30 protein-coding genes are annotated in these 25,143 nt (G+C 65.9%); 8 read left to right on the top strand and 22 right to left on the bottom strand.

Annotated features, from left to right (window positions below):
* Positions 1-2: 2 nt before the first annotated feature.
* The 6 genes from waaF to BJP62_RS06590 all read right to left on the bottom strand — a co-directional run bounded on the left by waaF (position 3) and on the right by BJP62_RS06590 (position 4,384).
* Positions 3-1,034, bottom strand: a complete 1,032-nt coding sequence (gene waaF, locus BJP62_RS06615; protein WP_070528104.1) for a lipopolysaccharide heptosyltransferase II — start codon at positions 1,032-1,034, stop codon at positions 3-5.
* A 2-nt stretch (positions 1,035-1,036) separates the two neighbouring features.
* Entirely contained in the window at positions 1,037-1,402 is a 366-nt protein-coding gene (locus tag BJP62_RS06610; RefSeq protein ID WP_070528101.1) for a cupin domain-containing protein, read from the bottom strand.
* Positions 1,403-1,471: 69 nt separating this feature from the next.
* Positions 1,472-1,672 (bottom strand): zinc-finger domain-containing protein, encoded by a 201-nt coding sequence (locus tag BJP62_RS06605; RefSeq protein WP_070528098.1) that lies wholly within the window; start codon positions 1,670-1,672, stop codon positions 1,472-1,474.
* A 14-nt stretch (positions 1,673-1,686) separates the two neighbouring features.
* The gene (locus BJP62_RS06600) at positions 1,687-2,610 is read right to left on the bottom strand and encodes a branched-chain amino acid transaminase (protein ID WP_070528095.1); all 924 of its coding nucleotides are present in this window, start codon (positions 2,608-2,610) and stop codon (positions 1,687-1,689) included.
* A gap of 75 nt (positions 2,611-2,685) precedes the next feature.
* Entirely contained in the window at positions 2,686-3,474 is a 789-nt protein-coding gene (locus BJP62_RS06595; RefSeq protein ID WP_070528093.1) for a sulfite exporter TauE/SafE family protein, read from the bottom strand.
* A gap of 37 nt (positions 3,475-3,511) precedes the next feature.
* Entirely contained in the window at positions 3,512-4,384 is an 873-nt protein-coding gene (locus tag BJP62_RS06590) for an MBL fold metallo-hydrolase (RefSeq protein WP_070528084.1), read from the bottom strand.
* A gap of 90 nt (positions 4,385-4,474) precedes the next feature.
* Between BJP62_RS06590 and BJP62_RS06585 the strand changes: the two genes are divergently transcribed.
* The 3 genes from BJP62_RS06585 to BJP62_RS06575 are packed head-to-tail and all read left to right on the top strand — an operon-like array spanning position 4,475 to position 5,647.
* Positions 4,475-4,801 (top strand): helix-turn-helix transcriptional regulator, encoded by a 327-nt coding sequence (locus BJP62_RS06585; RefSeq protein WP_083300754.1) that lies wholly within the window; start codon positions 4,475-4,477, stop codon positions 4,799-4,801.
* Complete coding sequence (locus tag BJP62_RS06580; protein ID WP_070528081.1) at positions 4,798-5,232, top strand: YeeE/YedE family protein; 435 nt, start codon at positions 4,798-4,800, stop codon at positions 5,230-5,232. The genes BJP62_RS06585 and BJP62_RS06580 overlap by 4 nt, the downstream gene beginning before the upstream one ends.
* Before the next feature lies 1 nt (position 5,233).
* A complete protein-coding gene (locus BJP62_RS06575; protein WP_070528078.1) occupies positions 5,234-5,647 on the top strand; it encodes a DUF6691 family protein in 414 nt (137 codons plus the stop codon).
* Between the two features lie 188 nt (positions 5,648-5,835).
* Here BJP62_RS06575 and udp read toward each other — a convergent pair whose 3' ends face one another.
* Together udp and BJP62_RS19305 are read right to left on the bottom strand one after the other, a co-directional pair.
* Complete coding sequence (udp, locus tag BJP62_RS06570; RefSeq protein ID WP_070528076.1) at positions 5,836-6,600, bottom strand: uridine phosphorylase; 765 nt, start codon at positions 6,598-6,600, stop codon at positions 5,836-5,838.
* A complete protein-coding gene (locus BJP62_RS19305; protein WP_374749740.1) occupies positions 6,587-7,294 on the bottom strand; it encodes a cytidine deaminase in 708 nt (235 codons plus the stop codon). The genes udp and BJP62_RS19305 overlap by 14 nt, the downstream gene beginning before the upstream one ends.
* Before the next feature lie 223 nt (positions 7,295-7,517).
* Here BJP62_RS19305 and aspT (BJP62_RS06560) point away from each other — a divergent pair, with 223 nt between their 5' ends.
* The 3 genes from aspT (BJP62_RS06560) to BJP62_RS06550 are packed head-to-tail and all read left to right on the top strand — an operon-like array spanning position 7,518 to position 12,626.
* Positions 7,518-9,227 carry an aspartate-alanine antiporter gene (aspT, locus tag BJP62_RS06560; RefSeq protein ID WP_070528071.1) on the top strand — a complete coding sequence of 570 codons (1,710 nt, stop codon included), beginning with the start codon at positions 7,518-7,520 and terminating at the stop codon, positions 9,225-9,227.
* 43 nt (positions 9,228-9,270) lie between these two features.
* Positions 9,271-10,956 carry an aspartate-alanine antiporter gene (gene aspT, locus BJP62_RS06555; RefSeq protein WP_070528068.1) on the top strand — a complete coding sequence of 562 codons (1,686 nt, stop codon included), beginning with the start codon at positions 9,271-9,273 and terminating at the stop codon, positions 10,954-10,956.
* A gap of 38 nt (positions 10,957-10,994) precedes the next feature.
* Entirely contained in the window at positions 10,995-12,626 is a 1,632-nt protein-coding gene (locus tag BJP62_RS06550) for a bifunctional aspartate transaminase/aspartate 4-decarboxylase (RefSeq protein WP_070528066.1), read from the top strand.
* Between the two features lie 164 nt (positions 12,627-12,790).
* On the opposite strand, the gene BJP62_RS06545 is transcribed toward BJP62_RS06550, so the two are convergent.
* Positions 12,791-13,531 (bottom strand): hypothetical protein, encoded by a 741-nt coding sequence (locus BJP62_RS06545; RefSeq protein ID WP_070528064.1) that lies wholly within the window; start codon positions 13,529-13,531, stop codon positions 12,791-12,793.
* Between the two features lie 222 nt (positions 13,532-13,753).
* The gene (gene rlmD, locus BJP62_RS06540) at positions 13,754-15,304 is read right to left on the bottom strand and encodes a 23S rRNA (uracil(1939)-C(5))-methyltransferase RlmD (RefSeq protein ID WP_070528061.1); all 1,551 of its coding nucleotides are present in this window, start codon (positions 15,302-15,304) and stop codon (positions 13,754-13,756) included.
* Positions 15,305-15,418: 114 nt separating this feature from the next.
* Here rlmD and BJP62_RS06535 point away from each other — a divergent pair, with 114 nt between their 5' ends.
* Together BJP62_RS06535 and BJP62_RS06530 are read left to right on the top strand one after the other, a co-directional pair.
* A complete protein-coding gene (locus BJP62_RS06535; protein WP_070528058.1) occupies positions 15,419-18,031 on the top strand; it encodes an ATP-binding protein in 2,613 nt (870 codons plus the stop codon).
* A 71-nt stretch (positions 18,032-18,102) separates the two neighbouring features.
* Positions 18,103-19,005 (top strand): polysaccharide deacetylase family protein, encoded by a 903-nt coding sequence (locus BJP62_RS06530; RefSeq protein ID WP_070528057.1) that lies wholly within the window; start codon positions 18,103-18,105, stop codon positions 19,003-19,005.
* A gap of 397 nt (positions 19,006-19,402) precedes the next feature.
* Here the strand turns inward: BJP62_RS06530 and BJP62_RS06525 are convergent, their stop codons facing one another.
* From BJP62_RS06525 to BJP62_RS18645, 12 genes are all read right to left on the bottom strand, one after another.
* A complete protein-coding gene (locus BJP62_RS06525; RefSeq protein WP_070528054.1) occupies positions 19,403-20,389 on the bottom strand; it encodes a tyrosine-type recombinase/integrase in 987 nt (328 codons plus the stop codon).
* Positions 20,390-20,599 (bottom strand): DUF4224 domain-containing protein, encoded by a 210-nt coding sequence (locus BJP62_RS06520; protein WP_070528051.1) that lies wholly within the window; start codon positions 20,597-20,599, stop codon positions 20,390-20,392.
* A gap of 96 nt (positions 20,600-20,695) precedes the next feature.
* Complete coding sequence (locus BJP62_RS06515) at positions 20,696-20,935, bottom strand: hypothetical protein (protein ID WP_070528048.1); 240 nt, start codon at positions 20,933-20,935, stop codon at positions 20,696-20,698.
* Positions 20,932-21,414 (bottom strand): hypothetical protein, encoded by a 483-nt coding sequence (locus BJP62_RS06510; protein WP_145927133.1) that lies wholly within the window; start codon positions 21,412-21,414, stop codon positions 20,932-20,934. Before BJP62_RS06510 ends, BJP62_RS06515 begins: the two co-directional genes overlap by 4 nt.
* Positions 21,415-21,586: 172 nt before the next feature.
* On the bottom strand, positions 21,587-21,859 hold the full coding sequence (locus tag BJP62_RS06505) for a hypothetical protein (protein WP_070528043.1): 273 nt from the start codon (positions 21,857-21,859) through the stop codon (positions 21,587-21,589).
* Positions 21,856-22,806 (bottom strand): hypothetical protein, encoded by a 951-nt coding sequence (locus BJP62_RS06500; protein ID WP_070528040.1) that lies wholly within the window; start codon positions 22,804-22,806, stop codon positions 21,856-21,858. The genes BJP62_RS06505 and BJP62_RS06500 overlap by 4 nt, the downstream gene beginning before the upstream one ends.
* Positions 22,807-22,810: 4 nt before the next feature.
* Positions 22,811-23,218: a hypothetical protein gene (locus tag BJP62_RS06495; RefSeq protein WP_070528038.1), complete on the bottom strand. Its 408-nt coding sequence runs from the start codon at positions 23,216-23,218 to the stop codon at positions 22,811-22,813.
* 19 nt (positions 23,219-23,237) lie between these two features.
* The gene (locus BJP62_RS18650; RefSeq protein ID WP_168163809.1) at positions 23,238-23,399 is read right to left on the bottom strand and encodes a DUF1566 domain-containing protein; all 162 of its coding nucleotides are present in this window, start codon (positions 23,397-23,399) and stop codon (positions 23,238-23,240) included.
* Between the two features lie 209 nt (positions 23,400-23,608).
* A complete protein-coding gene (locus tag BJP62_RS06490; protein WP_070528036.1) occupies positions 23,609-24,220 on the bottom strand; it encodes a DUF1566 domain-containing protein in 612 nt (203 codons plus the stop codon).
* Positions 24,217-24,492, bottom strand: coding sequence for a hypothetical protein (locus BJP62_RS06485; RefSeq protein ID WP_070528033.1), 276 nt, complete (start codon positions 24,490-24,492; stop codon positions 24,217-24,219). The genes BJP62_RS06490 and BJP62_RS06485 overlap by 4 nt, the downstream gene beginning before the upstream one ends.
* A 156-nt stretch (positions 24,493-24,648) precedes the next feature.
* Entirely contained in the window at positions 24,649-24,933 is a 285-nt protein-coding gene (locus BJP62_RS06480; protein WP_070528030.1) for a hypothetical protein, read from the bottom strand.
* Between the two features lie 4 nt (positions 24,934-24,937).
* Positions 24,938-25,105 (bottom strand): hypothetical protein, encoded by a 168-nt coding sequence (locus tag BJP62_RS18645; protein WP_168163808.1) that lies wholly within the window; start codon positions 25,103-25,105, stop codon positions 24,938-24,940.
* Between the last annotated feature and the right edge of the window lie 38 nt (positions 25,106-25,143).

Raw genomic sequence — 25,143 nt, 5'->3', positions numbered from 1 at the left:
GACTAGCAGGCGTCGGTCTGGCCGGGGCGGGGCCGCAGCCGCTCGACCGCCGCATCGACGCGGGCCGCATCGAGCTGGTTCAGGCAGTTCATGTGTTCGAGCGGGCAGGTGCGCGCAAAGCACGGCGAGCACGACAGCTGCAGCGAGACGATTTCGGCGTGATCGGTCAGCGGCGGCGTGAAGCCGGGGCTGGACGAACCGTAGACCGCCGCCAGCGGCACGTTCAGCGCCGCGGCGACGTGCATCAGTCCCGAATCATTGCAGACCGCGACCGCGGCTAGGCTCATCAGGTCGATCGCTTCGGCAAGGCTGGTTCGGCTGGCAAGGTTGATCACGCCGGGGGCGAGGGTTTCGATCTCGCCGGCGATCTCGGCGTCCTTGGCGGAGCCGAACAGCCACACCTGTTCGCCGCGCGCCATCCGGTGACGGGCGAACTCGGCAAAGTGGCGTGCCGGCCAGCGCTTGGCCGGGCCGTACTCGGCGCCGGGGCAACAGGCGACGATGGGGCTGGCGGTGTCGAGGCCCAGTCTGGCCAAGGTCGCGGCGCGCGCCACCGGGTCGATCTTCAGTTGCGGATAATGGCGCCCGGCGGGCAGCGGCGCGCCATCGGCCACCGCGAGCGCAACGAAGCGCTCGACCATTTTCGGATAGCGGTCCTTGTCGAGTTTGCGCCAGTCGTTCAGCAGGCCGTAGCGCGATTCACCCAGCCAGCCGGTACGGACCGGAATGCCGGCAAACGCCGGCACCAGTGCACTCTTGAGCGAGTTCGGCAGCAGGATCGCCTGATCGTAGCCGCGTGCCTTGAGCATGCGGCCGATGGCCCAGCGCTTTTTCAGCGCCAGCTCGCCGTGGCCGAAGGGGTTGTCGATGGCTTCGCGGATTTCCGGCATCCGCGCATGCACCGGCCGCGTCCAGGCCGGCGCAAGCACGTCGATCGCCACGCCGGGGTGTCGGCGTTGCAGTTCGGCGTACAGCGGCTGGGCCATGATGGCGTCGCCGACCCAGGCGGGGGCGACGATCAGGATTTGCTTCATCGTTAACAGCTCATCGTTTCCGCGCGCGGGGCGGGCACGCGGTCATTGTGCGAGGGTGGTTGCGAGACCACAAGAAAGCGCGCGTCGATCTCGCCGAGGTTGGCGACCTGATGCGCCTGCGCCGGAGCGATTTCCAGCCCCTGGCCGGCAGCGACACGGTGGGTCATGCCGTCGACCTCGATCGCCAGCTCGCCGGCCAGCACGTAGAAGAACTGCCTTGCCCGGGCGTGGGCATGACGCACTTCGCTGCCGCCGGGCGGAATGCGCTCCTCGATGACCGACAAGCCGGGCTGCCTGACCAGATGCCAGCCGTCGTTCGTGCCGCCCCAGCGGTAGTGTTCGGCGGTGCTTGTGTCGATCACGTTCATGGTTTGCTCCGGGTGCTTCAAATGACAAAGCGGCGCACGCGCCGCTTTGTGATTCGCTACATCAGGCCATCAATGGCCCTTCACGACTTCACCCGCCTTCAGCCGGTAGTGGGTGCCGCAGTACGGGCACTGGCCTTCGCCGGTCTTGGACAGGTCGATGAACACGCGCGGGTGCGAGTTCCACGACACCATGTCCGGCATCGGGCAGTGCAGCGGCAGGTCGTGGGCGGTGACTTCGATCTGCGTCTTGGTGTTTTCGTGCAGTTGCATCTTTTTTTCCTGAATCAGCTGGCCAGCGTGAGCCATTCGGCACGCTTGGCGTCACGGCCCTGGACGATGTCGAAATAGCGCTTCTGGATTTCCGCGGTGATCGGGCCGCGCGAGCCGGCGCCGATGTCGCGGTTGTCGAGTTCGCGGATCGGCGTGACTTCGGCGGCGGTGCCGGTGAAGAACGCTTCGTCGGCGATGTAGATCTCGTCGCGGGTGATGCGCTTCTCGATCACTTGCAGGCCCATTTCGGTCGCGATCTCGAACACCGTGTTGCGGGTGATGCCGTCGAGGCACGAGGTCAGGTCCGGCGTGTACAGCTTGCCCTTGCGGACGACGAAGATGTTTTCCCCGGAACCCTCGGCCACGTAGCCGTCGACGTCGAGCAGCAGCGCTTCGTCGTAGCCGTCGCGCACCGCTTCGGTGTTGGCGAGGATCGAGTTCATGTAGTTGCCGTTGGCCTTGGCCTTGCACATCGTGATGTTGACGTGGTGGCGGGTGAAGCTCGAGGTCTTGACGCGGATGCCGCGCTCGATGCCTTCGGCGCCCAGATACGCGCCCCACGGCCAGGCGGCGACGATCACGTGCACGTCGCCAGCCGGCGGCGCAACGCCGAGCTTGCCCGAGCCGTAGAAGGCCATCGGGCGCAGGTAACACGACGCCAGCTTGTTTTCGCGGACGACGGCCAGCTGTGCCTCGTTCAGTTCGTCCTTGCCGAACGGCATTGCCATGCCGAGGATCTTGGCCGAGTTGAACAGCCGGTCGGTGTGGTCCTGCAGGCGGAAGATCGCCGCGCCCTTGTCGGTTTCGTACGCGCGTACGCCCTCGAACACGCCCATGCCGTAGTGCAGCGTATGGGTCAGTACGTGCGTGGTCGCTTCGCGCCACGGGACCAGTTTGCCGTCATACCAGATGACGCCGTCACGGTCGGCCATCGACATAGGTGTTCTCCTGCGAATTCGGGGGGCGTAAAGGTGAAAATTGTAGCCGAAAAGCGCGGCTTTCAGCGAGCCGTATCAGCGGGGCCACCACGTCGCCGCCAGCATGCCCAGTGCCACGGCGAGCAGCGCCAGCGCAAAGCCGCGCTGGACCCGGGCCGGACTGAGGCGGGCGACCAGCGTGCGCCCGGCAAGCATGCCGGCGACGATTGCGGCGAGGAAGGGCAGTGCGACGGCCAGCGACAGCGTGCGGCCGTGCCACAGCGCCGCAACAATGCCGCCGCTGCCGACGAGCGCAATGACGAAGAGCGAGGTGGCGACGATCGCATGCATGCCCAGATTGCTCAGCCGCCGCAGCGCCGGCACGATGATGAAGCCGCCGCCGACGCCGAGCAGGCCGGTGGCGAAACCGGTCAGCGCCCCGATCGCGGCGACCGCCAGCGCCGTCGCCGGCGTCCAGACTAGCCGGCCGCTGTCCGGGTCGACCCGGCACGGTGCAGCGGCGTTGCCTTCGCCGCTGCCGGGCGTCAGCAGGCGCACGGCGACGACCAGCATCACCAGCGCGAACGCCGTTTGCAGCACCGTTTGCGACAGCCCTTGCGCGACCGACTGGCCGACCGCCGTCAGCGGCACGCCGGCGACCGCCATCACCAGCGCCGCGCGGTAGCGGACCAGACCGCGGCGGAAGCCTTCGAGCGCACCGGTCGCCGCGCCGCCGGCGACGGCGAGCAGCGCCACCGGTGCGGCCTGCTGCACGCTCCAGCCCAGCCCGGCCATCAGCGCCGGCACGGCGAGGATGCCGCCACCGGCGCCGGTGAGGCCGAGGACGAGGCCGATCAGTGCGCCGAGCAACACGGTGACCGTCACCGCTTGCTCCCGGCGGCCATGTCCGGTGGACGGAGCCTCATTGCGGGACGAGCGGGATCTTCAGATACCGCGTGCCGTTGTCTTCCGGTTCGGGCAGGGCGCCGGCGCGGATGTTGACCTGGATGGCCGGCAGCATCAGCGCCGGGACGTCGAGCGTGGCATCTCGGCCCTGGCGCAGCGCGACGAAGGCATCGCGGCCGGTACCGCCGCCGATGTGGATATTGGCCGCGCGCTGCTCGGCGACGGTGCTGGTCCAGCACGGCGCGCGGCCGGGCAGCGCGTAGTCGTGGCACATGAACAGCCGGGTCTGCGGCGGCAGGGCGAACAGCCGCTGAATCGAGTCGAACATCGTCGCCGCGTCGCCGCCGGGAAAGTCGCAGCGGGCGGTGCCGAGGTCGGGCATGAACAGCGTATCGCCGACGAAGACCGCGTCGCCGATCCGGTAGGCAATATCGGCCGGCGTATGGCCCGGCACGAACAGCACCTCGGCTTCGAGTTCGCCGATCCGGAAGGTCTCGCCGTCGGCAAACAGCCGGTCGAACTGGCGACCGTCGGCCGGGAAGGCGTCACCGAGATTGAAGCGCGCGGCAAAGAAACGCTGCACGGTGCCGATCCGCTCGCCGATGCCGATGCGGCCGCCCAGCCTGTCGCGTAACCACGCCGCCGCCGAGAGGTGGTCGGCGTGCGTGTGGGTTTCGAGGATCCACGCCAGCGTGAGCCCGTTGGCGACCAGGCAGTCGACCAGGCGCTGCACCGAGTGGCTGCCGGTGCGACCGGCGTTGGCGGCGTAGTCGAGCACCGGATCGATGATCGCGGCTGACCCGCCGGTCCGGTCGTAGACGACATAGCTGACCGTGCCGGTGACCGGGTCGTGGAAGCCCTCGATGTTCGGGCCGGGCGCATTGCTCATGGCAGCCTCGTGACGGTGTTTGAAAATATACTTATCAATATAATATTAATTGGTATGATGTGTCCATCAAGTGAACTGGAAACGACAGCCATGAATGCTTCGCCCCCCGAACTCGCGCAAATGCGCAGCGCCGCCGGCGCGGCGGTGGACCTGCTGAAGACGCTCGCCAATCAGGACCGCCTGTTGCTGCTGTGCCGGATGTCGCAGGGCGAGCGCAATGTCGGCCAGCTCGAGGCCGATCTGGACATCCACCAGCCGACCTTGTCGCAGCAGCTCGGCGTGCTGCGGCGTGCCGGGCTGGTCGCGACGCGCAAGGACGGCAAGCAGGTTTACTACAGCCTGGCCAACGCGGCGGCGATCGCGGTGATCGGCACGCTCTACCAGCAGTTTTGCGACAACGGGGAGGCCCAGTCATGACCATAGACTGGAGCGCATTTACCCCGTGGAGCGCGCTGATCGGTGGCGCGCTGATCGGTCTGGCCGCCAGCCTGCTGGCGCTGAGCAACGGCCGGATTGCCGGCATCAGCGGCATCGTCGGCGGCCTGCTGGCGCCGCAACGCGGTGAAACGGCGTGGCGGCTCGCCTTCGTCGGCGGCCTGCTCGCCGCACCGTGGTTGTTCCGGCTGGTCGCGGCCCTGCCGCGGCTGCAGTTCGACAGCAGCTGGGGCGTGCTGATCGTTGCCGGACTGCTGGTCGGTTTCGGCACCCGGCTCGGTTCGGGCTGCACCAGCGGCCACGGCGTCTGCGGTCTGTCGCGGCTGTCGCCGCGCTCGCTGGCCGCAACGCTGGCCTTCATGGCGGCGGGTTTCGCCACCGTGTTCGTCGTCCGTCATCTGATCGGAGGCTGAGATGCTGAATCTGAGTGCATTGCTCGCCGGCCTGCTGTTCGGCCTCGGGCTGATCGTGTCGGGCATGGCCAATCCGGCCAAGGTGACCGGTTTTCTCGATCTTGCCGGGCGGTGGGATCCGTCGCTGGCACTGGTGATGGCCGGCGCGATCGGCGTCGGGCTGGCGGGTTTCGGCATGGCGAAGCGCCGGACCGTGTCGCTGCTCGGCGCGACCATGCAGTTGCCGGCGTCGACGGCGATCGACCGCAAGCTGCTCGCCGGCAGCCTGCTGTTCGGCACCGGCTGGGGGCTGGCGGGCATCTGCCCGGGGCCGGCGCTGGTGGCGTTCAGCGCCGGCGCGCCGCAGGCGCTGGTCTTCGTGGCCGCGATGCTGGCCGGGATGGCCCTGCATCGCGTCACCGCCGGCCGGCGCTAAGCGCGGCTAATGCCCCAAGGGCACTTCCTGCCGGGCGCAAATCCTGCTGGCTGCGTTGTGCTCACTTGCCGTACTGCCCGTGCTGTTGCGACCGGCAGGAAGTCCCCGCGGGGCGTTTCGTACGCCTTGCCAGCACCGCTGCGCTGGATGGCCGCTCCAGATACGCCCAAAGCCCGTCCAGCAGGCTGTCACGCCAGCAGCCGTCGCGCCGCATCGACGACGATGCTCACCGCCGTGTGTTCGGCGCGCTTCATCGTTGCTGCGTCCGGCGTTTCCTGCTTCGTGCGGTTGACGATCACGCCGGCGATCATTCCGGCCCTGAGGCCGAGCGCGGCGCACATCGTCAGCAGCGTTGCCGATTCCATCTCGTAGTTCATCACGTGCAGCGCCTGCCACTCGGCCATGGTCCCGGCCCATTCGCGGTTCACCCGGCCCGAGTACGTGTCGTAGCGTTCCTGCCCCGGATGGAAGGTGTCCGACGAAGCGGTGATGCCGACGTGGACGCTCGCGCCGGCCGCTTTCGCCGCGGCAACCAGCGCGGCCGTGCAGTCGAAGTCGGCCACGGCCGGGTAGGGCGCCGGGGCGTAGTGGTAGCTGGCGCCGTCGAGCCGGACCGACGCCGTCGTGACCAGCACGTCGCCAACGCCGATGTGCGGCTGGATCGCGCCGGTGGTGCCGACGCGCAGGAAGGTGCGGATGCCGAGCTGGGCGAGTTCCTCGACGACGATGGCCGTCGACGGTCCGCCGATGCCGGTCGAGCAGACGATCACCGGTTTGCCGCCGAGCTCGCCGCGCCACGAGGTGAACTCGCGGTGGCTGGCGAGCGGTACCGGCTTGTCCATCAGTCCGGCGATGCGCTGGCTGCGCGCCGGATCGCCCGGGACGATGGCGAGCGTCGCGCCGGCGAGGTCGGCCCTGCTCAGGCCGAGGTGGAAGACCTCAGCTTGCTGCATCGGGCTCACCGTCGGCCTTTGGGTGAAAGGGGGCGAGGTAGAAGGCACCGGGCAGCAGCGCAGCGGCGCTGGTGACTTCGACGTCGCCCGCGAGGTTGGCCAGCACGACTTCGAGCGCCGGCGTGCCGAGCTCGATCATCACCTGCCGGCAGGCGCCGCACGGCGCGATCGGGCCGTCGGTATCGCCGACGACGGCGAGCGTCGCGAAATCGCCGGGCCGGCAGCCGGCGGCGACGGCAGCGAACAATGCGGTGCGCTCGGCGCAGTTGCACAGGCCGTACGAGGCGTTTTCGACATTGCAGCCGTGGAACACCCGGCCGTCATGCGTGAGCAGCGCCGCGCCGACCTGAAAGCGCGAATACGGTGCGTAGGCCTTCAGCCTGGCGGCCCTGGCTTCGGCCAGCAATTGTTGCTGCTTCATGGTTTTTCGCGTCCATGGTGGGTGGAAAAGGAACCTGGGATCGTTGACGTCGGCTGGTGAAAGCGCGCCGGCGACGACCGGGCGCGCAGCATGCTGCCGGCGGGCATGGCCCGATTGCCCCGAAGGCGCTTGCGCCGGGCTCGCGCCTGACCAGCGCCAGCATAGGCCTGTCGGCGGCGATGCGCAGCCCGCGGGAAGCCGCAGCGCTTTGCGGCGTTGCCGGGAAATCCTCGCCGGAGCGAGCGCGGCAGGGGGACGCCGGGTCGTCTCCAATGACGGGCACTGGCGCGTATCGGCGTGCCCGATTGCTTTGATTCTCGATCACTTCGCGCTGGTTAATCAATGAATGAATCGTACGTTTAACAACAAAAAAGTGAACTCTTGAAACGGAAACTTTACATGACGATGGCAACGTGTAAGCTTTTGTCGGAAGTTTCCTGGGTCGGCTGCAAGCGCACTCGAGAAATACCTCAAGCATCGGAGAGCCGGAACGCGTATGCCCGAACTACCGCTTGTTCTGCTGCAGGAGAACCCTGCCATCGCATTGTTCCTGTCGTTGACGGCGGGTTATGCCTTTGGCCGGGTCCGTTTCGGGCCGATCCAGCTCGGCGGAGTCTGCGGCACGCTGCTGGCGGCGCTGCTGATCGGCAACTTCGTCGACGTCCAGCCGTCGCCGGGTGTCAAGTCGCTGTTTTTCGCGCTCTTCATCTTTGCGCTCGGCTATGCCGGCGGGCCGCAGTTCTTTGCCAACCTGAATGCAAAGGGCCTGCGCCTCGGACTGTTGTGTGCCGTGGAAGTCGCCGTGGTGCTGGCCTTGGTGATGGGCGCGACCTGGCTCTTCGGCCTTGATCAGGGGACCGCCGCCGGCCTGATGGCCGGTGCCGCCACCGAGTCCGCCGTGGTGGGAACGGCCTCCGATGCGGTATCCAAACTGCCGCTGAGTCCGGACATGATCCAGAAGCTACAGGCCAATGTCGTGACGGCCTACTCGATCACCTACGTGTTCGGCCTGGTCGCCATCGTCGTTGCCACCAGCCAGCTCTTTCCGCTACTGCTGAAAATCAACCTCAGGAAGGATGCCGAAGCGCTGTGGCTGCAGATGGGCGGGCAAGATAAGGGCGAGGATGACGGCGATCTGCAGGCGGCGCCCGAGATCGTCGGGCGCATCTACCGCATCGAAGTCGCGGCGGGAAAGCGCGTTGCCGACATCGAGGCCGGTGTCGACGGCCTGGCCGGCATCGAACGGATCCGGCGCCACGGCAAACTGATCGATGCGACGCCCGAACTGGTCCTGCAGCGCGGGGACGCCGTCCTGCTCACCGGCCGGCGCGACAGCGTTCTGGCATGCAGCCGCCTGCTGGGCCCGGAAGTCGCGCATGTGGCCGGGCTCGATTTCGCGGTGGAGATCGAAGACGTCGTCCTCAACCGGCGCAGCCTTGCGGAGAGAACGCTGGGCGACTTGCGCCGCGAAGCCCGCCGGACCGGGATCAGCGACGGGGTCCATCTGCTGGAGGTACGCCGGCTGGGTGCGCCGCTGCCGCTGCTGCCCGATCTTCGCCTTCAGCCCGGCGACGTGATCCGCCTGCAAGGTTCGCCACGCGACATTGCCAGAGTGAGTGCGCACATCGGCCGGCGTATCGACAAATCCGATGAGACCGATTTTTCGTATGCCGGGCTTGGCATCGTGCTCGGCATCCTCGTGGGCGGTCTGGGCGTCAAACTCGGCGGCGTCAACTTCTCGCTGGGCACCGGCGGCGGTGCGCTGCTCTCGGGCCTGCTGTTCGGCTGGTTTCAGGCGCTGCGTCCCGGTGTTGGCCATATCCCGGCCTCGGCGATCGAACTGATGAAAGACCTCGGCCTGGCGATGTTCATCGCCTGCGTCGGGCTGTCCTCGGGGCCGCAGGCGATGGCGCTGATCAAAAGCTACGGCATCGCGCTGCCGATCACCGGCGTACTGATCGCGCTGGTGCCGGCCACGCTGTCACTGCTGCTGGGGCGCTTCGTCCTGAAGCTCGACAGCCCGGTGCTGCTCGGTGCGATTGCCGGTCAGCAATGCAGCACGCCGGCATTGAGCGCCGTGGTCAATGCTGCCGGCAATGCGACACCGCTGCTCGGTTACACGATTACCTACGCCATCTCCAACATCGTGCTGCCGCTGATGGGGCCGCTGATCATTTTCCTGGCGGGTCAGGTTGTCGTGCGCTGACCGCTTTTCTTAGCAACTGACCAACAAAAAAGAGGTGCACACCGTGGATTGGTTACACGAAATCTTCAAGCATTCTCCAGAGATTGCGCTGTTTCTCTCTCTGGCGCTCGGTTACCGGATCGGCAAGATCAATTTCGGCAAGTTCCAGCTGGGCGGGGTCGCCGGTTCCTTGCTGGTTGCGGTCGTGATCAGCCAGGTCGGCGTGTCGATCGACCCGGGCGTCAAGGCGGTGCTGTTTGCGCTGTTCATCTACGCGGTCGGTTACGAGAGCGGTCCGCAGTTCTTCAACTCGATCGGCAAGCAGTCGATTCGCGAAATCATCCTGGCCGTCGTCCTGGCGGCCACCGGCCTGCTGACCGTGGTCCTCCTGGCCAAGCTGACCGGGCTCGACAAGGGCCTTGCGGCCGGCATTGCCGCCGGCGGACTGACGCAATCGGCCATCATCGGCACGGCGGGCGATGCGCTTGCCAAGCTCGGCTTGCCGGCCGAGGAACTCAAGCAGCTGCAGGCCAACGTCGCCATCGGCTATGCGGTGACCTATGTGTTCGGCTCGTTCGGCGCGATCATCGTTTGCGTCAACATCCTGCCGAAGTTCATGGGCCGCAGCATCCGTGACGACGCCATCGCGGCCGAAACCGCGATGCAGGCCGGCGTGCAGGTACTCGGGCCTGGACAGCTCGCAGCGGTGCCGCAACTGGTCGGCCGGGTATATCGCGTCGAAAAGGCCGCCGGGCGTACTGTCGGCGAGATCGAGCAATCGTCGACGCCGCCGACGACGATCGAACGGGTGAAGCGCGCCGGGCAGATCATTGCCGCGTCCGCCGAGCTCGTCCTGTCGCAGGACGACATCGTGCTGCTGGTCGGCCGGCGTACCGCCGTGCTCGAGCAGGCCAGTGCCATCGGGCGCGAAGTCCACGGCGAACCCGGCATGGACCTGGCGATGCAGCGTATCGACATCGTGATCACCAGCAAGCAGTTGCAGAACAAGTCGCTCGGCCAGATCGCCGCCGAAGCCTCTCCCGAAGTACGCCACGGCGCCTATGCGGTCGGGCTTGCGCGGATGGGCAAGCCCTTGCCGATGTCGCCGGAGACCCTCGTCCAGACCGGCGACGTGCTCACCGTGTACGGCGCGGAAAAGGATGTGAGTCGCGTGGCCGGCCTGGTTGGCTACACCGTGATCCATACCGAAAAAACCGACTTCGTCTACATGGGCGCCGGTCTGGTGGTCGGTCTGCTGATCGGCCTGCTGGTCGTCAAGATCGGCTCGATTCCGCTCACGCTGGGCAGCGGCGGCGGAGCCTTGCTCTCGGGCCTGCTGTTCGGCTGGTACCGGGCCAAGAAGCAGACCTTCGGTGCGATGCCCGGCGGTGCGGTGCAGATCCTGAAGGACCTGGGCTTGGCCGGCTTCGTCGTCGTGGTCGGGCTGTCATCGGGCCTGCAGGCCGTTGAAACCGTTCGGGAGCACGGCTTCACGATCTTCCTCGTCGGCGTCGCCGTCACCATCATCCCGCTGCTGCTCACGATGCTGTTCGGCCGCTATGTGCTGCGCTACGACAACGTCGCCGTCCTGGCCGGCGCGCTGGCCGGTTCGCGCAGCGCCAATCCGGCCTTCGGCGAAATCCTCGACAAGGCCGAGAACTCGATTCCCACCGTACCGTTCGCGATCACCTATGCGCTAGCCAACGTGCTGCTCACGTTGCTGGGGCCGCTGGTCATCGCCTTCATGTAACCCCGTCGGTCCAAGTACGACTCAACAAGGAGTACACCATGAGTTTCAAAAACATCGAAGAATTCTCCGGTCTCAGCCCGTTCGAGTTGAAGGATGTGCTGATCAAGGCGGCCAGCCAGAGCGACAAGCTGATGCTCAATGCCGGCCGCGGCAACCCGAATTTCCTCGCCACCGTGCCGCGCCACGGCTTCTTCCAGTTCGGCCTGTTTGCGATGACCGAATCGGAGCGTTCCTTCGTCTACATGCCAGAAGGCGTCGGCGGCTTTCCGCAGCGCGACGGGATTGAGGCGCGCTTCGAGATCTTCACCAAGGCCCACGCCGGCGTACCGGGCATCGCCTTCATCGAGTCTGCCGTCTCGTATGTCCGCGACCAGCTCGGCTTGTCGGCCGGTGATTTCATCTACGAGATGTGCGAAGCCATCCTCGGCTGCAACTACCCGGTCCCGGACCGGATGCTGGTACTGAGCGAGAAGATCGTCGCGCAGTACATCCATCGCGAAATGATCGGCACCTACCCGTTCAAGGGGCATTTCGACATGTACGCGGTCGAGGGCGGCACCGCGGCGATGACCTACCTGTTCAACTGCCTGCGCGAAAACCACCTGCTCGAAAAGGGCGACACGATCGCGCTGGGCATGCCGATCTTCACGCCTTACATCGAAATCCCCGAGCTCAACGATTACCAGCTCGATGTCGTGCACGTCGATGCGCCGCCGGAAAACAACTGGCAGTTCACGACCAAGGAGCTCGACAAGCTGCTCGACCCGAAGGTCAAGGCCTTCTTCCTCGTCAACCCGAGCAATCCGCCGTCGACAAAGATCAGCGACGAAGTGCTGGAATACATCGCCGGTATCGTCAAGAAGCGTCCGGACCTGATCATCCTGACCGACGACGTCTACGGCACCTTTGCCGACAACTTCGTCTCGCTGTTCGCGATCTGCCCCTACAACACCATCCTGGTCTACTCGTACTCGAAGTATTTCGGCGCGACCGGCTGGCGCCTGGGCGTGGTCGCGACGCACGAGGACAACGTGCTCGACGCGACCATCGCCAAGCTGCCCGAGGCCAAGAAAAAGCAGCTGGACGAGCGTTACGGCTCGATCACCACCGAACCGCGCAAGCTCAAGTTCATCGACCGCCTGGTCGCCGACAGCCGCACCGTTGCGCTCAACCACACCGCCGGGCTGTCGACGCCGGTGCAGGCGCAAATGGCACTGTTCTCGCTATTCGCGCTGATGGACGAGCCGGAGGCATACAAGAACGCGATGAAGCGCATCGTCCGCCGCCGCAAGGTCGCGCTCTACCGCGAGCTGGGCCTGCCGGTACCGCATGATGCGAACACCATCGACTACTACCACCTGCTCGACTGGGAAACGATCCTGACCCAGCTGTACGACAAGGACTTCGCCGACTGGCTGTTCAGCTCGCTCAAGCCGAACGAGGGCTTGCTGCGGCTGGCGGAAGAAACCGGCATCGTGCTGCTGCCGGGCAAGGGCTTCGGCACCACCAATCCGTCGGGTCGCGTCTCGCTCGCCAACCTGAACGAATCGGACTACGCGCGGATTGGCGCGGCGATCCGCAAGATCGCGGCTGAAGCACATGCCCAGTACGAAGCGGCCGGTGGCAAGAAGGCACCTAAGGGAGCCCCCGCCAAGAAGTCGAAGAAGTAAGCGGCAGGCGGCACGACTGGGGGGAAGGTTCCCGAGTCGTGCCGCGTGGCAGTGTCCTCGAGGATCGCGACCGGAGCGTCTCCAGTTGTGATCCTAGCGCTTTGCCGGTGTCGATACGGTTGACCAAACGCCCACACAATGTGGCAGGTGCCGCGGTGGGTGGCTTAGCGTTTCGTCTTCAGCAGCGCCAGCAGCTCCTTGCCCAGCGGGCCGGCGAACAGCCCGGGAGGCAGGTTGGTCGCATCGATGGCGTCGGCGATCTGTATCGCCCTGCGCGTGCGATGCTGTGACGAAATGCGTTCGCGTACCGCCTCGATCTGTACTGCATCCGCGCCGGCGCAGCTTTGCAGCCAATGGCAGAGCAGTTCTTCATCCGGCACGAAGTAATCACCGCCGCGCACGCTGCGCAACATCCGATTCTGTTGTCCGTCAATCCCGGCGGCTTCTTCCTGGTTGTCGGGCAGGTAGCCTACCTCCCAAACCGCATCGCGGCAGGCGTGCACCACGTCGTTGATATGCGTTTGCACGCTGCGATCGCCTCCGGCCGCAAAGCGGAAATCGCGATGCTGCAGCAGCAGACGCTCGATCGCCGCATCGGCGGCCACCTCATCCAGCCAGCCGATACCCTGATTCAGCCACAGCAGGTGATTTACCAGCCGCTCGACAAACAATCGCAGCAGCGCTTCGCCATCGCCTTTTTTCAGCCCCCAGAACGCCATGGCGAACCGGGTGTCACGCTGCATCGCCACATATACCAGCTTGCGGTCTATCTTGACCGCATGCAGTTGCCAAACCCAGGCCGACGCGGGATCGACCGGCTCGGCACCGATCCAGCTCGCGACCTGGCCTTTGCGCGTTGACGTCAGCGCTTCGCAGGCGGCGCCGGAACATTGAAACAGCAGCATGATTTCTCCTGTGTGACGGGCCGGAATTCGCTTCACCGGTCGCCGCGAGGGTCGCTTCGAAAGGCGGCAACTGCAGCATACCCGGGCTTGGTGTGACGGGGGCGCAGACCTGGGGTCCGGCGCCCAGTCGTTGATGTACTGATATACCCCGGTACCCGGGGTCGTTGCTCTGGCCGCAAATGCAAAGTCCGCCTTGCGGCGGACTTTGCTGGTGCAGGGCGCTTACTCGGCGGGCTTGTCGCCGGTGTCGCCGCCTTCCTGTGCCACGCGGTTGGCCAGATAGTGCGCGCGGCGTGCTTCCTTCTCGGCGGCCTTGCGGGCGCGCGCTTCGGCGAGCTCGGCTTCCTTCTCGGCGCGCCGGGCTTTCTCCAGCGCGGCGGCGGCCTTCTGCTCGGCCTTGACCGCTTCGCGCAGTGCGGCTTCGGCGGCTTCCATTTCGGCGACTTGCTCGCGGCTCATCCCCGGGCCGGTCTTTTCGAACCAGGCGATCGATTCGACATGCGCGGTGTGCGGGAACATGTTGATCACGCCGGCGGCCTTGAGCGTGTAGCCCTTGACGTTGACGAGCACGTTGGCGTCGCGCGCCAAGGTCGACGGGCTACAGGAGACGTAGACGATGCGCTTCGGGCCGTGCTCGGCACTGATCGCCTTGACCAGATCGATCGCGCCGTCGCGCGGCGGGTCGATCAGCATCTTGTCGAAGCGGCCGAGCTTGTCCAGCCATTCCTCGGTCATCTCGAACAGATTGGCGACCGCAAAGTCGGTCATGTGCTCGAGCCGGTTGTGGCGCGCGCCTTCGAACGCGCGCTCGACCAGCTGCTTGCTGCCTTCCATGCCGAGCACCCTGGCGCCGCGGCGGGCGATCGGCAGCGTGAAGTTGCCGAGGCCGCAGAACATGTCGGCGATCACCTCGCCCGGCTGCGGGTCGAGCATATTGATCGCGCGCTCGACCATCACCCGGTTGACCGCGTGGTTGACCTGGGTGAACTCGGTCGGCTTGAACGGCATTTCGATGCCGTACTCGGGCAGCGTGTAGCTGAGCATCGGTGCGTTCTTCGGATACAGCGGGTAGGCGGTGTCCGGGCCCTTGGGCTGCAGCCAGATCTGCACGTTCCACTGATCGGCGTAGGCCTTGAAGTGCGCTTCGTCCTCCAAGGTGATGTCGACCATATTGCGGAACACCAGCACGGTGACGTTCTCGCCGACGGCCACCTCGATCTGCGGCATTTGCGTGACGATCGACAGCCTGGCGACCAGCTCGCGCAGCGCCGGCAGCTGCCTGGCGACATGCGGTACCAGCACGTGGCATTCGGTCATGTCGGCGATGTAGCGCGAGCGCTTTTCGTGGAAGCCGACCAGCACGCCGCCCTTCTTGGCGACATGGCGCACCGACAGCCGCGCGCGGTGGCGGTAGCCCCAGGCCGTGCCGTAGATCGGCGGCAGGCTGGTTTCGGCGCCGACATGGCCGATGCGCTCGAGGTTGTCCTCGAGGATGCGCTGCTTGGCCGCGACCTGCGCGCCGAACTCCATGTGCTGGATCGAACAGCCGCCACAGACGCCGAAGTGCGGGCACTTCGGGGTGGTGCGCATGAAGCTGTCGTTGTGGATCTCGAGCGCCTGCGCATTCTCGAAATTGGGCTTCTTGCGGTAGCTCTGGTAGCTGACCGTCTCGAACGGCAGCGCGCCGTCGATGAAGATGGTCTTGCCGTCGACGCGCGCGACGCCGTGGCCTTCGTGGTCTAGCGATTCGATGCGGGCGGTGGGGTGCGTCATGTTGCGGAAATAACAGTAAAACCGTCGATTATACGCGGCCGGGCGCGATCGGCGGCGCCGTCCGGCGCGGCTTGTTTATGATGGGGTGGCAATGACTTCTAGTGTATGTAAGCCATGAGACGAAAATCCCATTTCCAGTTTGATTCACTCGTTCAGGCAGACAGCTGGGAGCTGTTTTCGCTCGCCGTCGTCGAGACCGCGCTGAGCGCTTTCGACGCATCGCGGGTCTTCCTGGTGCTGCCGGAGGGCGGGGCGCCCCGCGTCCACGCGCAGGCCGTCGCCGGCCAGCGCGCGCTGTCGTTCGCCGAGCCCCAGTTGCCGGAAAGCTTCTTCGGCCTGCCGGTCGACGAACTCGTCTGGCAACTGGGCGAGCCGGCGACAACGATCCGCCAGCTCGACTATCAGGCGAGCGAGATCTGGGACGACGACGCCGGTGCGGCCCAGCGCCGCTACGGCCTGCTGCTGCCGCTGCAGACGCAGGGCGGGCTCGTTGCCTTGCTCTACGCCGAGCTGACCGACCGGCCGGTGCTCGACGAGTTGCTGACGTCGACGACGTTCCGGCGCGAATGCGAGGCGCTGGCGGCGCTGGTCGCCGAGCGCTGGGCGGCGGTCGTCGACGGTCACAACCGCTCGCTCGACGAAATGACCGGCAAGCTGCAGGCGAGCCTGGCCCGCGCCGAGGATTACCGCGGCCTGCTGCAGAAGCTGCACCAGGTGACGCTGCAGCTCGCCGAGGCCCCCGATCTGGATGCGCTGTACTGCCGCGCCGTGACGCTCGCCCTGTCCGAACTCGATATCGACCGGATGGCGATCTTCGAGGCCGACGATGCGCGCAACGAGATGCGCGGCACCTATGGCACCGGCAACGACGGCCAGGTGACCAGCGAGCACTGGTTCGTCAGCACCCTGCCGCAACACATGATGCTCGACGAAAGCCGCCGCCGCCCCGGCGAGGTGATCGTCAACGAAGACGCCGCGCTGTACTACGACAAGGTCGTCGTCGGCCGCGGCTGGAACGCGATGATCGGGCTGTGGATCGACGAGCAGATGATCGGCTGGATCGCTGCCGACAACTTCCTGCGCCGCCGGCCGCTGCAACCGTACCAGCGCGAGGTGCTCAAGCTATTCGCGTCGATCGTCTCGCAGTTCATCGGCAACAAGCGGGTCGAGGCCGAGATGCGCGCGCTGAACGCGCGGCTGTCGCAGCAGGCGCAGGAGCTGGCGAGTGCGCGCGACGAGGCCGAGGCGGCCAGCCATGCCAAGAGCGCCTTCCTGGCGACGATCAGCCACGAGATCCGCACGCCGCTCAACGGCATGCTCGGTTTCCTGCAACTGCTCGGCGACACGCCGCTGACGCTCGACCAGCGCGATTTCGTTGACACCATCGTCCAGTCCGGCGATACGCTGATGTCGCTGATCAACGATCTGCTCGACTATTCGAAGATCGAATCGGGCAAGTTCAGCCTCGAGTCGCGGCCGTTCGACGTCCGCAGCGTCGCCGCCGAGGCATGCACGATGCTCGCGGCGCGCGCGGCCGAAAAGCGGCTCGAGCTGCTGCTCGACGTACAGGGCGTCTCGGTGCCCGGCTATCAGGGCGACCCGGTCCGCTTCAAGCAGGTGCTGGTCAATCTGGTCGGCAATGCGATCAAGTTCACCGATCGCGGCCAGGTCGGCGTGCAGCTGGCGACCGACGCCGACGGCGCGCTCAGCGTGACGGTGACCGACACCGGCCATGGCATTGCCACCGACAAGCAGGCCTCGCTGTTCCAGCGCTTTTTCCAGGCCGAGTCGGGGTCGACGCGACGCTATGGCGGCACCGGGCTGGGGCTGGCGATCAGCAAGCTGCTTGTCGAGCTGATGGGCGGCGAAATCGGCGTCCACACCGTCCCCGGTGCCGGGTCGTCGTTCTGGTTCAGGTTGCCGGCGAACGCCGCGCTGCAACTGGCCGGCTGGGGCGCGCAATGGCAGCCCGCCGGCGCCGAGACGGCGTTTCTCACCGGCCGGCGCTTTGCCTGGCTCGGCAGCAGCGTCTACCGCGACAACGTCACCGCCTATCTGGGCGGCTGTGGCGTCGAATGGGTCGACCCGCACTCGGCCCAGCTCGTGATCGCCGACGAGGCGTTTGCCGGCGAGATTCCTGCCGACAAGCACCGCGTGCTGCTGTGCTGGACCGCCGGGGTGCTGAGCCGGCCGGGCGAGCGACGGGTGAAGAAGCCGCTGATCGGCTACACGGCGCTGATCCGGCAACTCTACGGCCTGCTCGTGCACCCGCTGGTGTTCGATGCCCGCCGCAGCGATCCGCCCTGCCTGCCGGCGACGTTGCGGCGCATCCTGCTCGCCGAGGACAGCCCGGTGAACCAGCGCGTGATCGAGGTCTTCCTCAACCGGCTCGGCTACGAGGTCGCGATCGCCGCCAACGGTGCCGAGGCGCTGAAACTGGCCGAGAGCCAGGCCTACGATCTGGTGCTGATGGACTGGCAGATGCCGGTGATGGACGGGCTCGAGGCGACGCGCCGCCTGCGCGCCGAGCCGCGCAGCCGCGACTGGCCCATCGTCGCGCTGACCGCCAACGCCAACCACGACAGCGAGCAGGTGTGCCGCGATGCCGGAATGAACGCCTTCCTGCCCAAGCCGATCGATCTGGCCCGGTTGCAGTCGCTGCTGTGCGAGTTGCTCGGCAAGGACGAACCGGTCGCCGCACCGGCTTGGCACGCCTTGCCCAGTTGAGTCTGCCGCAGCGAGCCGGCTGGCCGGCGGGCGCATACTGCCGGCACCGTTCCGTATCCAGGAGTTGCCCGATGACCTTGCAGCAAAAACTCGGCTTCGACGCCGACGCCCGCGTCCTGATCATCCACGCCGACGATATCGGCATGTGCCAGGCGACCGTGTCGGCCTGGGCCCGTCTGGTCGAGTTCGGCCTGATGACGTCCGCGTCGGCGATGCCGCCCTGCAGCTGGTTCCCGGCCGCCGCGATCGAAGCGCAACGGCTGGGCCGGCGCGCCGACCTCGGCGTGCACCTGACGCTCAATTGCGAATGGCAGCATTACCGCTGGGGGCCGGTCACGCGCAGCGCGCCCGAAGACGGGCTGACCGGGCCGGAAGGCTATTTCCACCCGCTGGCCAAGCCGACGCACGCGCATGCTCGCGTCGATGCGGCACGGGCCGAGCTGACCGCACAGATCGAACGCGCGATCGCGGCCGGCGTCGAGCTGACCCATCTCGACTCGCACATGCTGACGATGTTCAGTCCGGCGCTGCTGCCGGTCTACCTCGATCTGGCGCACCAGTACAGTCTGCCGCCGCTGATCCCGCGCTGGAGCGCGGCCGACATCGCCCAATGGTGCGTGCTCGATCAGGCGCTTGCACAGACGATGTACGAGCAGATCTGCGCACGCGAAGCGGCCGGCGAAACGGTGCTGATCGACAGCTTCAACGGGCTGCCGTTCGGCGAGGCGTTCGAGCTGGCCGAGCGCCGTACCTGGGCGCTGGACTGGCTCGACACGCTCGGCGCCGGCGTCCACTGCCTGATCGGCCACCCGGCCGACGACACGCCCGAGCTGCGCGCAATCGCCGCCGACTGGCGCGTACGGACCGGCGACGCCGCGCTGTTCGCCGATCCGGTGTTCCGCGACGCGATTCTTGAGCGCGGCTTCAAGTTCGTCGGCATGCGCGAGATCCGCGACGCGGCGTATCCGCGCTGAGGTCAGCCGCATTCCGGCCGGCGAGCGGGCCGAAGCCGTCCGGCGCGCGGAATCCGGGAGTGCACTTTGGTACAGCGGATTTCGTGCCCCGAACGGGGCCGAAAGGTGCCGCGGCAGAACGGGCGGCGCTCAGGTGGGCAGGCACAAGCCGGCGAAACGGTGCCGGCAAGGCGCGCGAAACGCGGGCTGCACCGCAGCCAGCGCAGCCGGCGGGGTTTAGACCGCCGTGCTTACTGTTTCTCGAGGTTCTTGGTCAGAACGTGGATGAGTCGACTTATCGCCATGATAAATAACGATTATTTACATTTTCTGCTTCTACAATTTTTCGACCAAAATGGCGGTTATCGCCTTATTTATCCTGTTGATAACCGGCCATTGTAGAAGGCCATTTTCGGGGTCAAATGGCCTTTTTCAGCGGCGAAACGCGGACGGATTCGCGCTGCTTCACGTAGCGCTCCGACATGGCTTGCGAGGTGTGGCCGAGCAGGGCCTGGTAGTCCTGCCCGTGCGACTTCGCATCGGTCGCTGCCTTCGCACGGATGTCGTGGATGTGGACGTCCGGAACGCCTGCCGCGGTGACTGCTTCCTGCCAGTGCTTGTAGAACGCTTGGTAGGCAAGGGGGCGACCGCGGGTGTTCAGGAAAATCGTCAGCCCACTGACCCTGCCGTTCGTGGCCTTCGCCGCGGCTAGCGCTGCTGACAGTGCCGGGGTCAGCTCGAACGTCTGGCGCGCGCCGGTCTTCTGCTGAACGATCGACAGTCCATCCGCGGTGATCTGGTCGCGTCGAAGCGAAAGCACATCCCCGATTCGCAGCCCGGTCAGGTAGGCGATGTCCATCGCCGCACGCACCACCGGAGTGGCACATTCCCGGATCTGAATAAACTCGGCGTCGGAGATGTACCGGGCGCGTCGCTCGAGCTTTCGCTTGCGGATACCCTTTGTCGGGTTACTGTTGGACCACCCCCAGCGCATGGCCTTCTCGAACATCACGCCCATGATGCTGATGCCCTGGTTCGCTGTGGCCGGTTTTGGATGGCGGTCGAGGTATTCGGCAACGTGGCAGGGGAGGATTTCATCCAGCGGCATATGGCCGAACACGGCGACGAGACGCTTTGTCTGCCAGCCGACATTGTGACGCCAGTTGGCCGATGCTTCGCCCAGGCACTCGTCGATGTAGCGTGAGGCGAGCGCGGCAAACGTCCGGTCGGTGCTACTGTTCGCCGTGTTCTCCAGCTCGGCCCATTTCAGTCGTGCCGCGGCGGCATCCGACCCCAGCGGGATCCATTTGCGCGGCACCGTCGACGTGACGTAGTAGAACGCATTGCCTTTGCGCGCCATCCGCGGCGGCAAGTCGCTGTGCGTGCTTCGCTTGCGTCCAACCATTTATGCGAGTGCTCCAAAATTTGGGGTTGCGGGCTGGCGCTGCTGACTCTGGCCGGAAAGCTTGGCCTCGGCAGCCTGGCGCGAAACGCACGGCATGCCGTTCGCGTTGGTCGTGAAGGCGTAGCCGTTTTTTGTCAGCCATTTCACCTGTCTGCTTGCCCTGCGGTAGCCGGTCAGAAGCTGGAGCTCATCTTGTGTGAGGATGAACATGGTTTCGTCCCTCCTGAATATGTGATCGGTTTTGCGTGAAGAACAACAGCCGTCTCCGGCTCTGGCACCGGGCCTGCTGCATGGTACGGCGGCGGGTCATGGCTTCGCTCCGTTTTTGTTCTGCTGGGTCTGCCTCGCCTTGTGCAACTCGAGCATCAGCCGATCGCACAGCATTTCCAGCACAAAGAACGCGCTGAGAGACGCGCCGCAGTCGTCGCACAGCACATAGCCCCCATCGTGGATCATCGTCATGTTCAGGTGCTTGCAGCCGTTCGGCTTCCGGGCCACAGCATGGCGCTTGACCTTCCATTCGCCGAGCTCGACGACATTGGTCATGTCGCGCTCCCGGTGACGCTGGCGATGATGGCGTCGACGTCGATCGAGCGTAGGCGCTGCGAGCAATCGACTGCGGCTGACATGCCTCCGACTGCCCGATCGCCGCTCTTGTCCTTCAAGCCCTTGCCAACAGAGATACATTCGTCGATGGCTTCGCGGCGCACCGCCTCAGCCACCCGGCGCAGCAGGTCGGGCTGCGGGCCGGGGTAGAGCGGGCGCACCTCGGTATGGCTCTTGATCTGCGATGCGACCTCATCCGCAGTCGCTTTCTCAAAATGGACGCTGTACTTCCGCATCTCGCCAATGCCCCAGTACACAACCCACGCCACCGGCTCGCCCGGCACCTGCTCGTGCTGGGCGATGGCGGCAAGGGCGTCATTAGCAATGCGCGCGAGCACCAGCGCCGCCGTTTCTTCGCTGTCTGCCGGATACGTGGCAATCCTCTCCAGCGCCTCACGCGCCTGTTTGAGTGCGCTCATCACTCGGCCCCCCATTCGCCGCACACTGCGCAGTATTTTTCATCGGCAACCGGCAGTGGCTTCCAGTCGTGCCCCAATCCACCGCACACTCGGCGCAGATTGGCTACAGTCGAGTGATACGTCTCGCGGGCATCTGCCAGCCGGACAACAAGGTCAGATCGTTGCTCCGAAGTCATGGCCGAATCTCCAGCTTTTTGCCGAGCAGCCAGTACGCAAGGCGTTCTCGCAGCGTCATCAACCGCTGACATCCGCGAGCATTGATCATCATCAGCCGGCCCCAAGGCTTGCGGCGCACGCGCACAGCCATTCCATCGAGTGCGCAGGCAGCTTCCCGCAGCAGGTGCTTAGCATCGGCCTGATGTGCGTCGTCGTTGTACGTGAGGTAGCGGGCCGTGCTTTGGCATTTGCTCGCCAGTTTCGATACGTACTGGTTGTGTTCGCTCATTGCTTGTTCTCCTGTTGGGCGGTGTCGATCGCGGCAGCTAGTGCTTGCGGGACGGGGATTTTGCGATCCAGTCGCTCAATTTCGGCGAGGATCAGCGAGCCGGCCTTAACGAGGTTGCGTCGATAGGTTGTCGGCTTCCACCAGTCCTCCGGCCACGGCCACCCCGGCCCGGGCATTCCTTGCTCGGGGTAGAGGTGGCGGCCTTGGGTGGCGTAGCAGGCGGCGGCATCTGCGAGGTCGCCGTGCTCGTAGTGGTCGTCGCGTTCAGGTGTCCAGCCCTCGGCCTCGATCTGCCGGCGGCGTTCTGCAAGTACGTCAGAGGCTGCCTGCGTTTGATGCGAGAGCTTGTCGTCGCTCTGCCCGGCGGCGAGGCCACGCAACTGATCAGCCCGAACCACGACCAGCATCGCGTTGCCCATTGATTCCAGATCGTCGCGGCTATCGCCTTGCCAGTACCAGACATCCTTGGCGTCGTGGCGCTGGCGCATGTCGAGCGCGCGGTCTGCTACTTCGGCGCGCTCACGCTGCGCGCGGGCCTCGTCTTGCCAGCCGTCACGCTCCTTGTGCAACTTCGCAAGCTCGTCGCTCTGCCCGGCGGATTGCGGCTGCGATACCGCCGGAGCATCAGCAGCAACCACCGGAGCATCCAGCGCCATTTCCGCGATCTGCCGCGCCATCAGCTCGACCTGCGCGACGATCGCGTCCGGGCCAGCGTGCATCGAAATGCCAAGGATGACGCGCAGTTCTTGCAGTGCGAGCAACTGCTCGATGCCTTCGGCCTTGCCTTCGAGCCGGCGGATGCCCAGCGTCTGCAGGTCGAGTCGTTCGGCGGCCTCGCGGAGCAGCTCGATGTCGGCGCGCTCGTCGTAGCTCGCGGCCGAGTGCTCCAGCGCATTGGCGATGCGGTACAGCGCGGCGCTGTAGTATTTTGTCGGTTGGATGCTCATGGTTTTAGCCCTCCCAGGCGCCGGCCGGCGCCAGTTCGATTTGTGTGCGGATGGTGATGTGGACATCGTCAAGCAGTGCGCTCGGGGTGGCGCGGTAGAGCTTGGCGATCTGGTGCTCGAGCACCTGCTGGGCGTGCTCGATCTGTTCGAGGTCGATCGCCTCGCCGAGGTCGATCTGGTTGAGCATCTGCCGCACCGGGTGGGTGTCCGGCGCCGGCAAGCTCAGGCGCTGGGCCAGCATCTCGCCGATCTTGACGATGCACTGCAAGGCGCCGAAGTCGTCGTGGTCGATCCGGCCGGTGGCGGCGAGCCGGGCCAGCGCGGCGCGCGGGGTGATCAGGCACTGGAACACCTGAATCGGTGTCAGCCGGGATCGGGGTTTGCCGGTGGCGCGGCGTTCGGCTCGGTTCATGCTGGGTCCATTGGCTTAATTAATTGAGGGGGAATCTGCGGACGACGCGAACGCGACCTTCGTAGTCCTTGACGAGGTTGCCCTGAAGGCCGTCATCGAAGGACTGGCTCCACGCGAGGTTGGGCGAGTACTGCGTCGAGGTCCAATACCAGCCTTCCTCGAACAGCTCCGGCACGTTCACCCAGCACAGCCGCAGCTCGCGGCGCGACGGCAGGTAGAAATCGGTATGGCCGTCGATGATCAGGCTGTCGGCCCATTCGGCCGCCGGGTGCTCGGCATCCGAATCGACCAGCGCCGTTGTGTTGGCGAGGCCGTCGTACTCGCTCGTCGCGCCGGACTCATCAGCGCCCCGGCCGCCCCATGCCAGATCCTTGGCGTACGATGAATGACTTAATTGATGAGGAATTTGCGGACGACGCGAACGCGACCTTCGCTGTCCTTGCCGACGTTGTTCTGATCGCCGTCATCGAAGTACTGGTACCACGCGGTGTAGGGCGAGTACTGCGTCGACGACCAGTACCAGGCCTCTTCCATGGCCTCCGCGCCGTCGTTCCTGAACGCCTCGGCGCTGGTCTGTGCCGGGCTGGTCTCGGTGTACGCGTGCGTCGGCGGCAGTGCGCTCGGGTTCTCGCCGCTGCGATAGGTGTAGTTGTCGTCGGTGGTCGGCTTGAGGTGCCGGTAGATCAGTTCGAGCTCGTCGCGGCTGGGGATGTGCCAATCTGCGAAGCCGTTGATGGTCAGCGCCAGTGCCTGCTTGGCGATCTTGCTGCCGGCGGCGGCCATGGCCAGCGTGTTGGCGTGGCCGTCGTTCCAGTTGTCGGCGCCGTCGACGCGTTCGCCGCGCTTGCCCCAGGCGCCCTCCAGCTCGCCCTCGGCCTTGGGTGCAACGATCAGCGCGTACTCGGCGGCGCCGACGCGGATGCGGCCGGCGAAGAAGCCGCCTTCAAACGGGGTGCCCGGTTCGGTCGGGATCAGGGTGCTGGTTGCTGCGACTGCGGTCATGGTGTGGTCCTCGGGGTGGGTTGACTTCGGGGTTGGGTGCGTGTTTCGCGATAAATTTTCAGTAGGCCGTGGCGGTTGCTTCTTTCGGTGCGGATCGGCTCAACCAGTCCCAGCTTTTCGAGGGTTTGAATGCGATACCAGGCGGCGGGCTGGCTGATCGGATGCTGGTAGAGCCGTTGGTGCGCAGCGCGGTAGTCGGTGCTGGAAAACTCGGCCGTGTCGATTTCGGCCAGCGTGGCGATGGCAGCGTTTTTAATGCTGGGTGAGCTCATGCTTCACCGCCGTCGCTCTCAACAAGGTCGGCCGGGTATCGGGAGTCGCCGTGTTGCTGTGCGTCGCCCAGGCAATCGGGGGTGCCGCAGTCGCAGGGCGGGCGTGGTTCGAGGTGGTGGTCGGCGTATTGCTGGTAAGTCACGTTTTGTCCTTGTTCATGCGGCCATCGGTTCGAGCTCGAATTCGCGCTCGGTACCGTTGGCGTTGTAGTGGCAGGCCAGCGAGCCCTGCCGGTGCTGAAACCAGTAGCCGCCGCAGCGGCAGGCCATGGCGCGGGTGTCGCGGCGCATCATCCAGTTGTCGACGCGCCAGTCGCGGCGAGCGCAGACCGGGCAGGCCGGCTGCATCAGGTAGTTGTCCGGGTGCCGGCGCAGTTTCTTGCGCGTCTGGCAGTGGCGGCAGCGGCAGTGGTGGGCGCGGAATCGGCGGAAGTAGCGCATCGCGTTACCTGCTGGGCGGTGGCGTGAGCGGGCCGACGAACTCGACCGCATCAATCGCGTAGCTCAGGCGCTGCGGATCGCGGATATGCATCACGTCCCAGTTCATGGCCGGGTTTGCGCGCCACCAGTACCAGCCGCTCTCGGTCAGATCCTTGGCTTTGCGGATCGGCATTGGTGCGGGTGGGGCTGGCTTCGGTAGTTGCTGGTTTC

The sequence above is a fragment of the Jeongeupia sp. USM3 genome, assembly GCF_001808185.1.
Lineage (GTDB): Bacteria > Pseudomonadota > Gammaproteobacteria > Burkholderiales > Chitinibacteraceae > Jeongeupia.
The sequence above is the reverse complement of the archived record's forward strand: the minus strand, read 5'-3'. Positions and strand labels throughout refer to the sequence as shown.

Excerpts from the sequence above, each read along its gene's own strand:
- waaF (WP_070528104.1), bottom strand. The coding sequence starts at position 1,034 with ATGAAGCAAATCCTGATCGTCGCCCCCGCCTGGGTCGGCGACGCCATC.
- BJP62_RS06610 (WP_070528101.1), bottom strand. The coding sequence starts at position 1,402 with ATGAACGTGATCGACACAAGCACCGCCGAACACTACCGCTGGGGCGGC.
- BJP62_RS06605 (WP_070528098.1), bottom strand. The coding sequence starts at position 1,672 with ATGCAACTGCACGAAAACACCAAGACGCAGATCGAAGTCACCGCCCAC.
- BJP62_RS06600 (WP_070528095.1), bottom strand. The coding sequence starts at position 2,610 with ATGTCGATGGCCGACCGTGACGGCGTCATCTGGTATGACGGCAAACTG.
- BJP62_RS06590 (WP_070528084.1), bottom strand. The coding sequence starts at position 4,384 with ATGAGCAATGCGCCCGGCCCGAACATCGAGGGCTTCCACGACCCGGTC.
- BJP62_RS06585 (WP_083300754.1), top strand. The coding sequence starts at position 4,475 with ATGAATGCTTCGCCCCCCGAACTCGCGCAAATGCGCAGCGCCGCCGGC.
- BJP62_RS06580 (WP_070528081.1), top strand. The coding sequence starts at position 4,798 with ATGACCATAGACTGGAGCGCATTTACCCCGTGGAGCGCGCTGATCGGT.
- BJP62_RS06575 (WP_070528078.1), top strand. The coding sequence starts at position 5,234 with ATGCTGAATCTGAGTGCATTGCTCGCCGGCCTGCTGTTCGGCCTCGGG.
- udp (WP_070528076.1), bottom strand. The coding sequence starts at position 6,600 with ATGCAGCAAGCTGAGGTCTTCCACCTCGGCCTGAGCAGGGCCGACCTC.
- aspT (WP_070528071.1), top strand. The coding sequence starts at position 7,518 with ATGCCCGAACTACCGCTTGTTCTGCTGCAGGAGAACCCTGCCATCGCA.
- BJP62_RS06550 (WP_070528066.1), top strand. The coding sequence starts at position 10,995 with ATGAGTTTCAAAAACATCGAAGAATTCTCCGGTCTCAGCCCGTTCGAG.
- BJP62_RS06545 (WP_070528064.1), bottom strand. The coding sequence starts at position 13,531 with ATGCTGCTGTTTCAATGTTCCGGCGCCGCCTGCGAAGCGCTGACGTCA.
- rlmD (WP_070528061.1), bottom strand. The coding sequence starts at position 15,304 with ATGACGCACCCCACCGCCCGCATCGAATCGCTAGACCACGAAGGCCAC.
- BJP62_RS06535 (WP_070528058.1), top strand. The coding sequence starts at position 15,419 with ATGAGACGAAAATCCCATTTCCAGTTTGATTCACTCGTTCAGGCAGAC.
- BJP62_RS06530 (WP_070528057.1), top strand. The coding sequence starts at position 18,103 with ATGACCTTGCAGCAAAAACTCGGCTTCGACGCCGACGCCCGCGTCCTG.
- BJP62_RS06525 (WP_070528054.1), bottom strand. The coding sequence starts at position 20,389 with ATGGTTGGACGCAAGCGAAGCACGCACAGCGACTTGCCGCCGCGGATG.
- BJP62_RS06520 (WP_070528051.1), bottom strand. The coding sequence starts at position 20,599 with ATGTTCATCCTCACACAAGATGAGCTCCAGCTTCTGACCGGCTACCGC.
- BJP62_RS06515 (WP_070528048.1), bottom strand. The coding sequence starts at position 20,935 with ATGACCAATGTCGTCGAGCTCGGCGAATGGAAGGTCAAGCGCCATGCT.
- BJP62_RS06510 (WP_145927133.1), bottom strand. The coding sequence starts at position 21,414 with ATGAGCGCACTCAAACAGGCGCGTGAGGCGCTGGAGAGGATTGCCACG.
- BJP62_RS06505 (WP_070528043.1), bottom strand. The coding sequence starts at position 21,859 with ATGAGCGAACACAACCAGTACGTATCGAAACTGGCGAGCAAATGCCAA.
- BJP62_RS06500 (WP_070528040.1), bottom strand. The coding sequence starts at position 22,806 with ATGAGCATCCAACCGACAAAATACTACAGCGCCGCGCTGTACCGCATC.
- BJP62_RS06495 (WP_070528038.1), bottom strand. The coding sequence starts at position 23,218 with ATGAACCGAGCCGAACGCCGCGCCACCGGCAAACCCCGATCCCGGCTG.
- BJP62_RS06490 (WP_070528036.1), bottom strand. The coding sequence starts at position 24,220 with ATGACCGCAGTCGCAGCAACCAGCACCCTGATCCCGACCGAACCGGGC.
- BJP62_RS06485 (WP_070528033.1), bottom strand. The coding sequence starts at position 24,492 with ATGAGCTCACCCAGCATTAAAAACGCTGCCATCGCCACGCTGGCCGAA.
- BJP62_RS06480 (WP_070528030.1), bottom strand. The coding sequence starts at position 24,933 with ATGCGCTACTTCCGCCGATTCCGCGCCCACCACTGCCGCTGCCGCCAC.
- BJP62_RS18645 (WP_168163808.1), bottom strand. The coding sequence starts at position 25,105 with ATGCCGATCCGCAAAGCCAAGGATCTGACCGAGAGCGGCTGGTACTGG.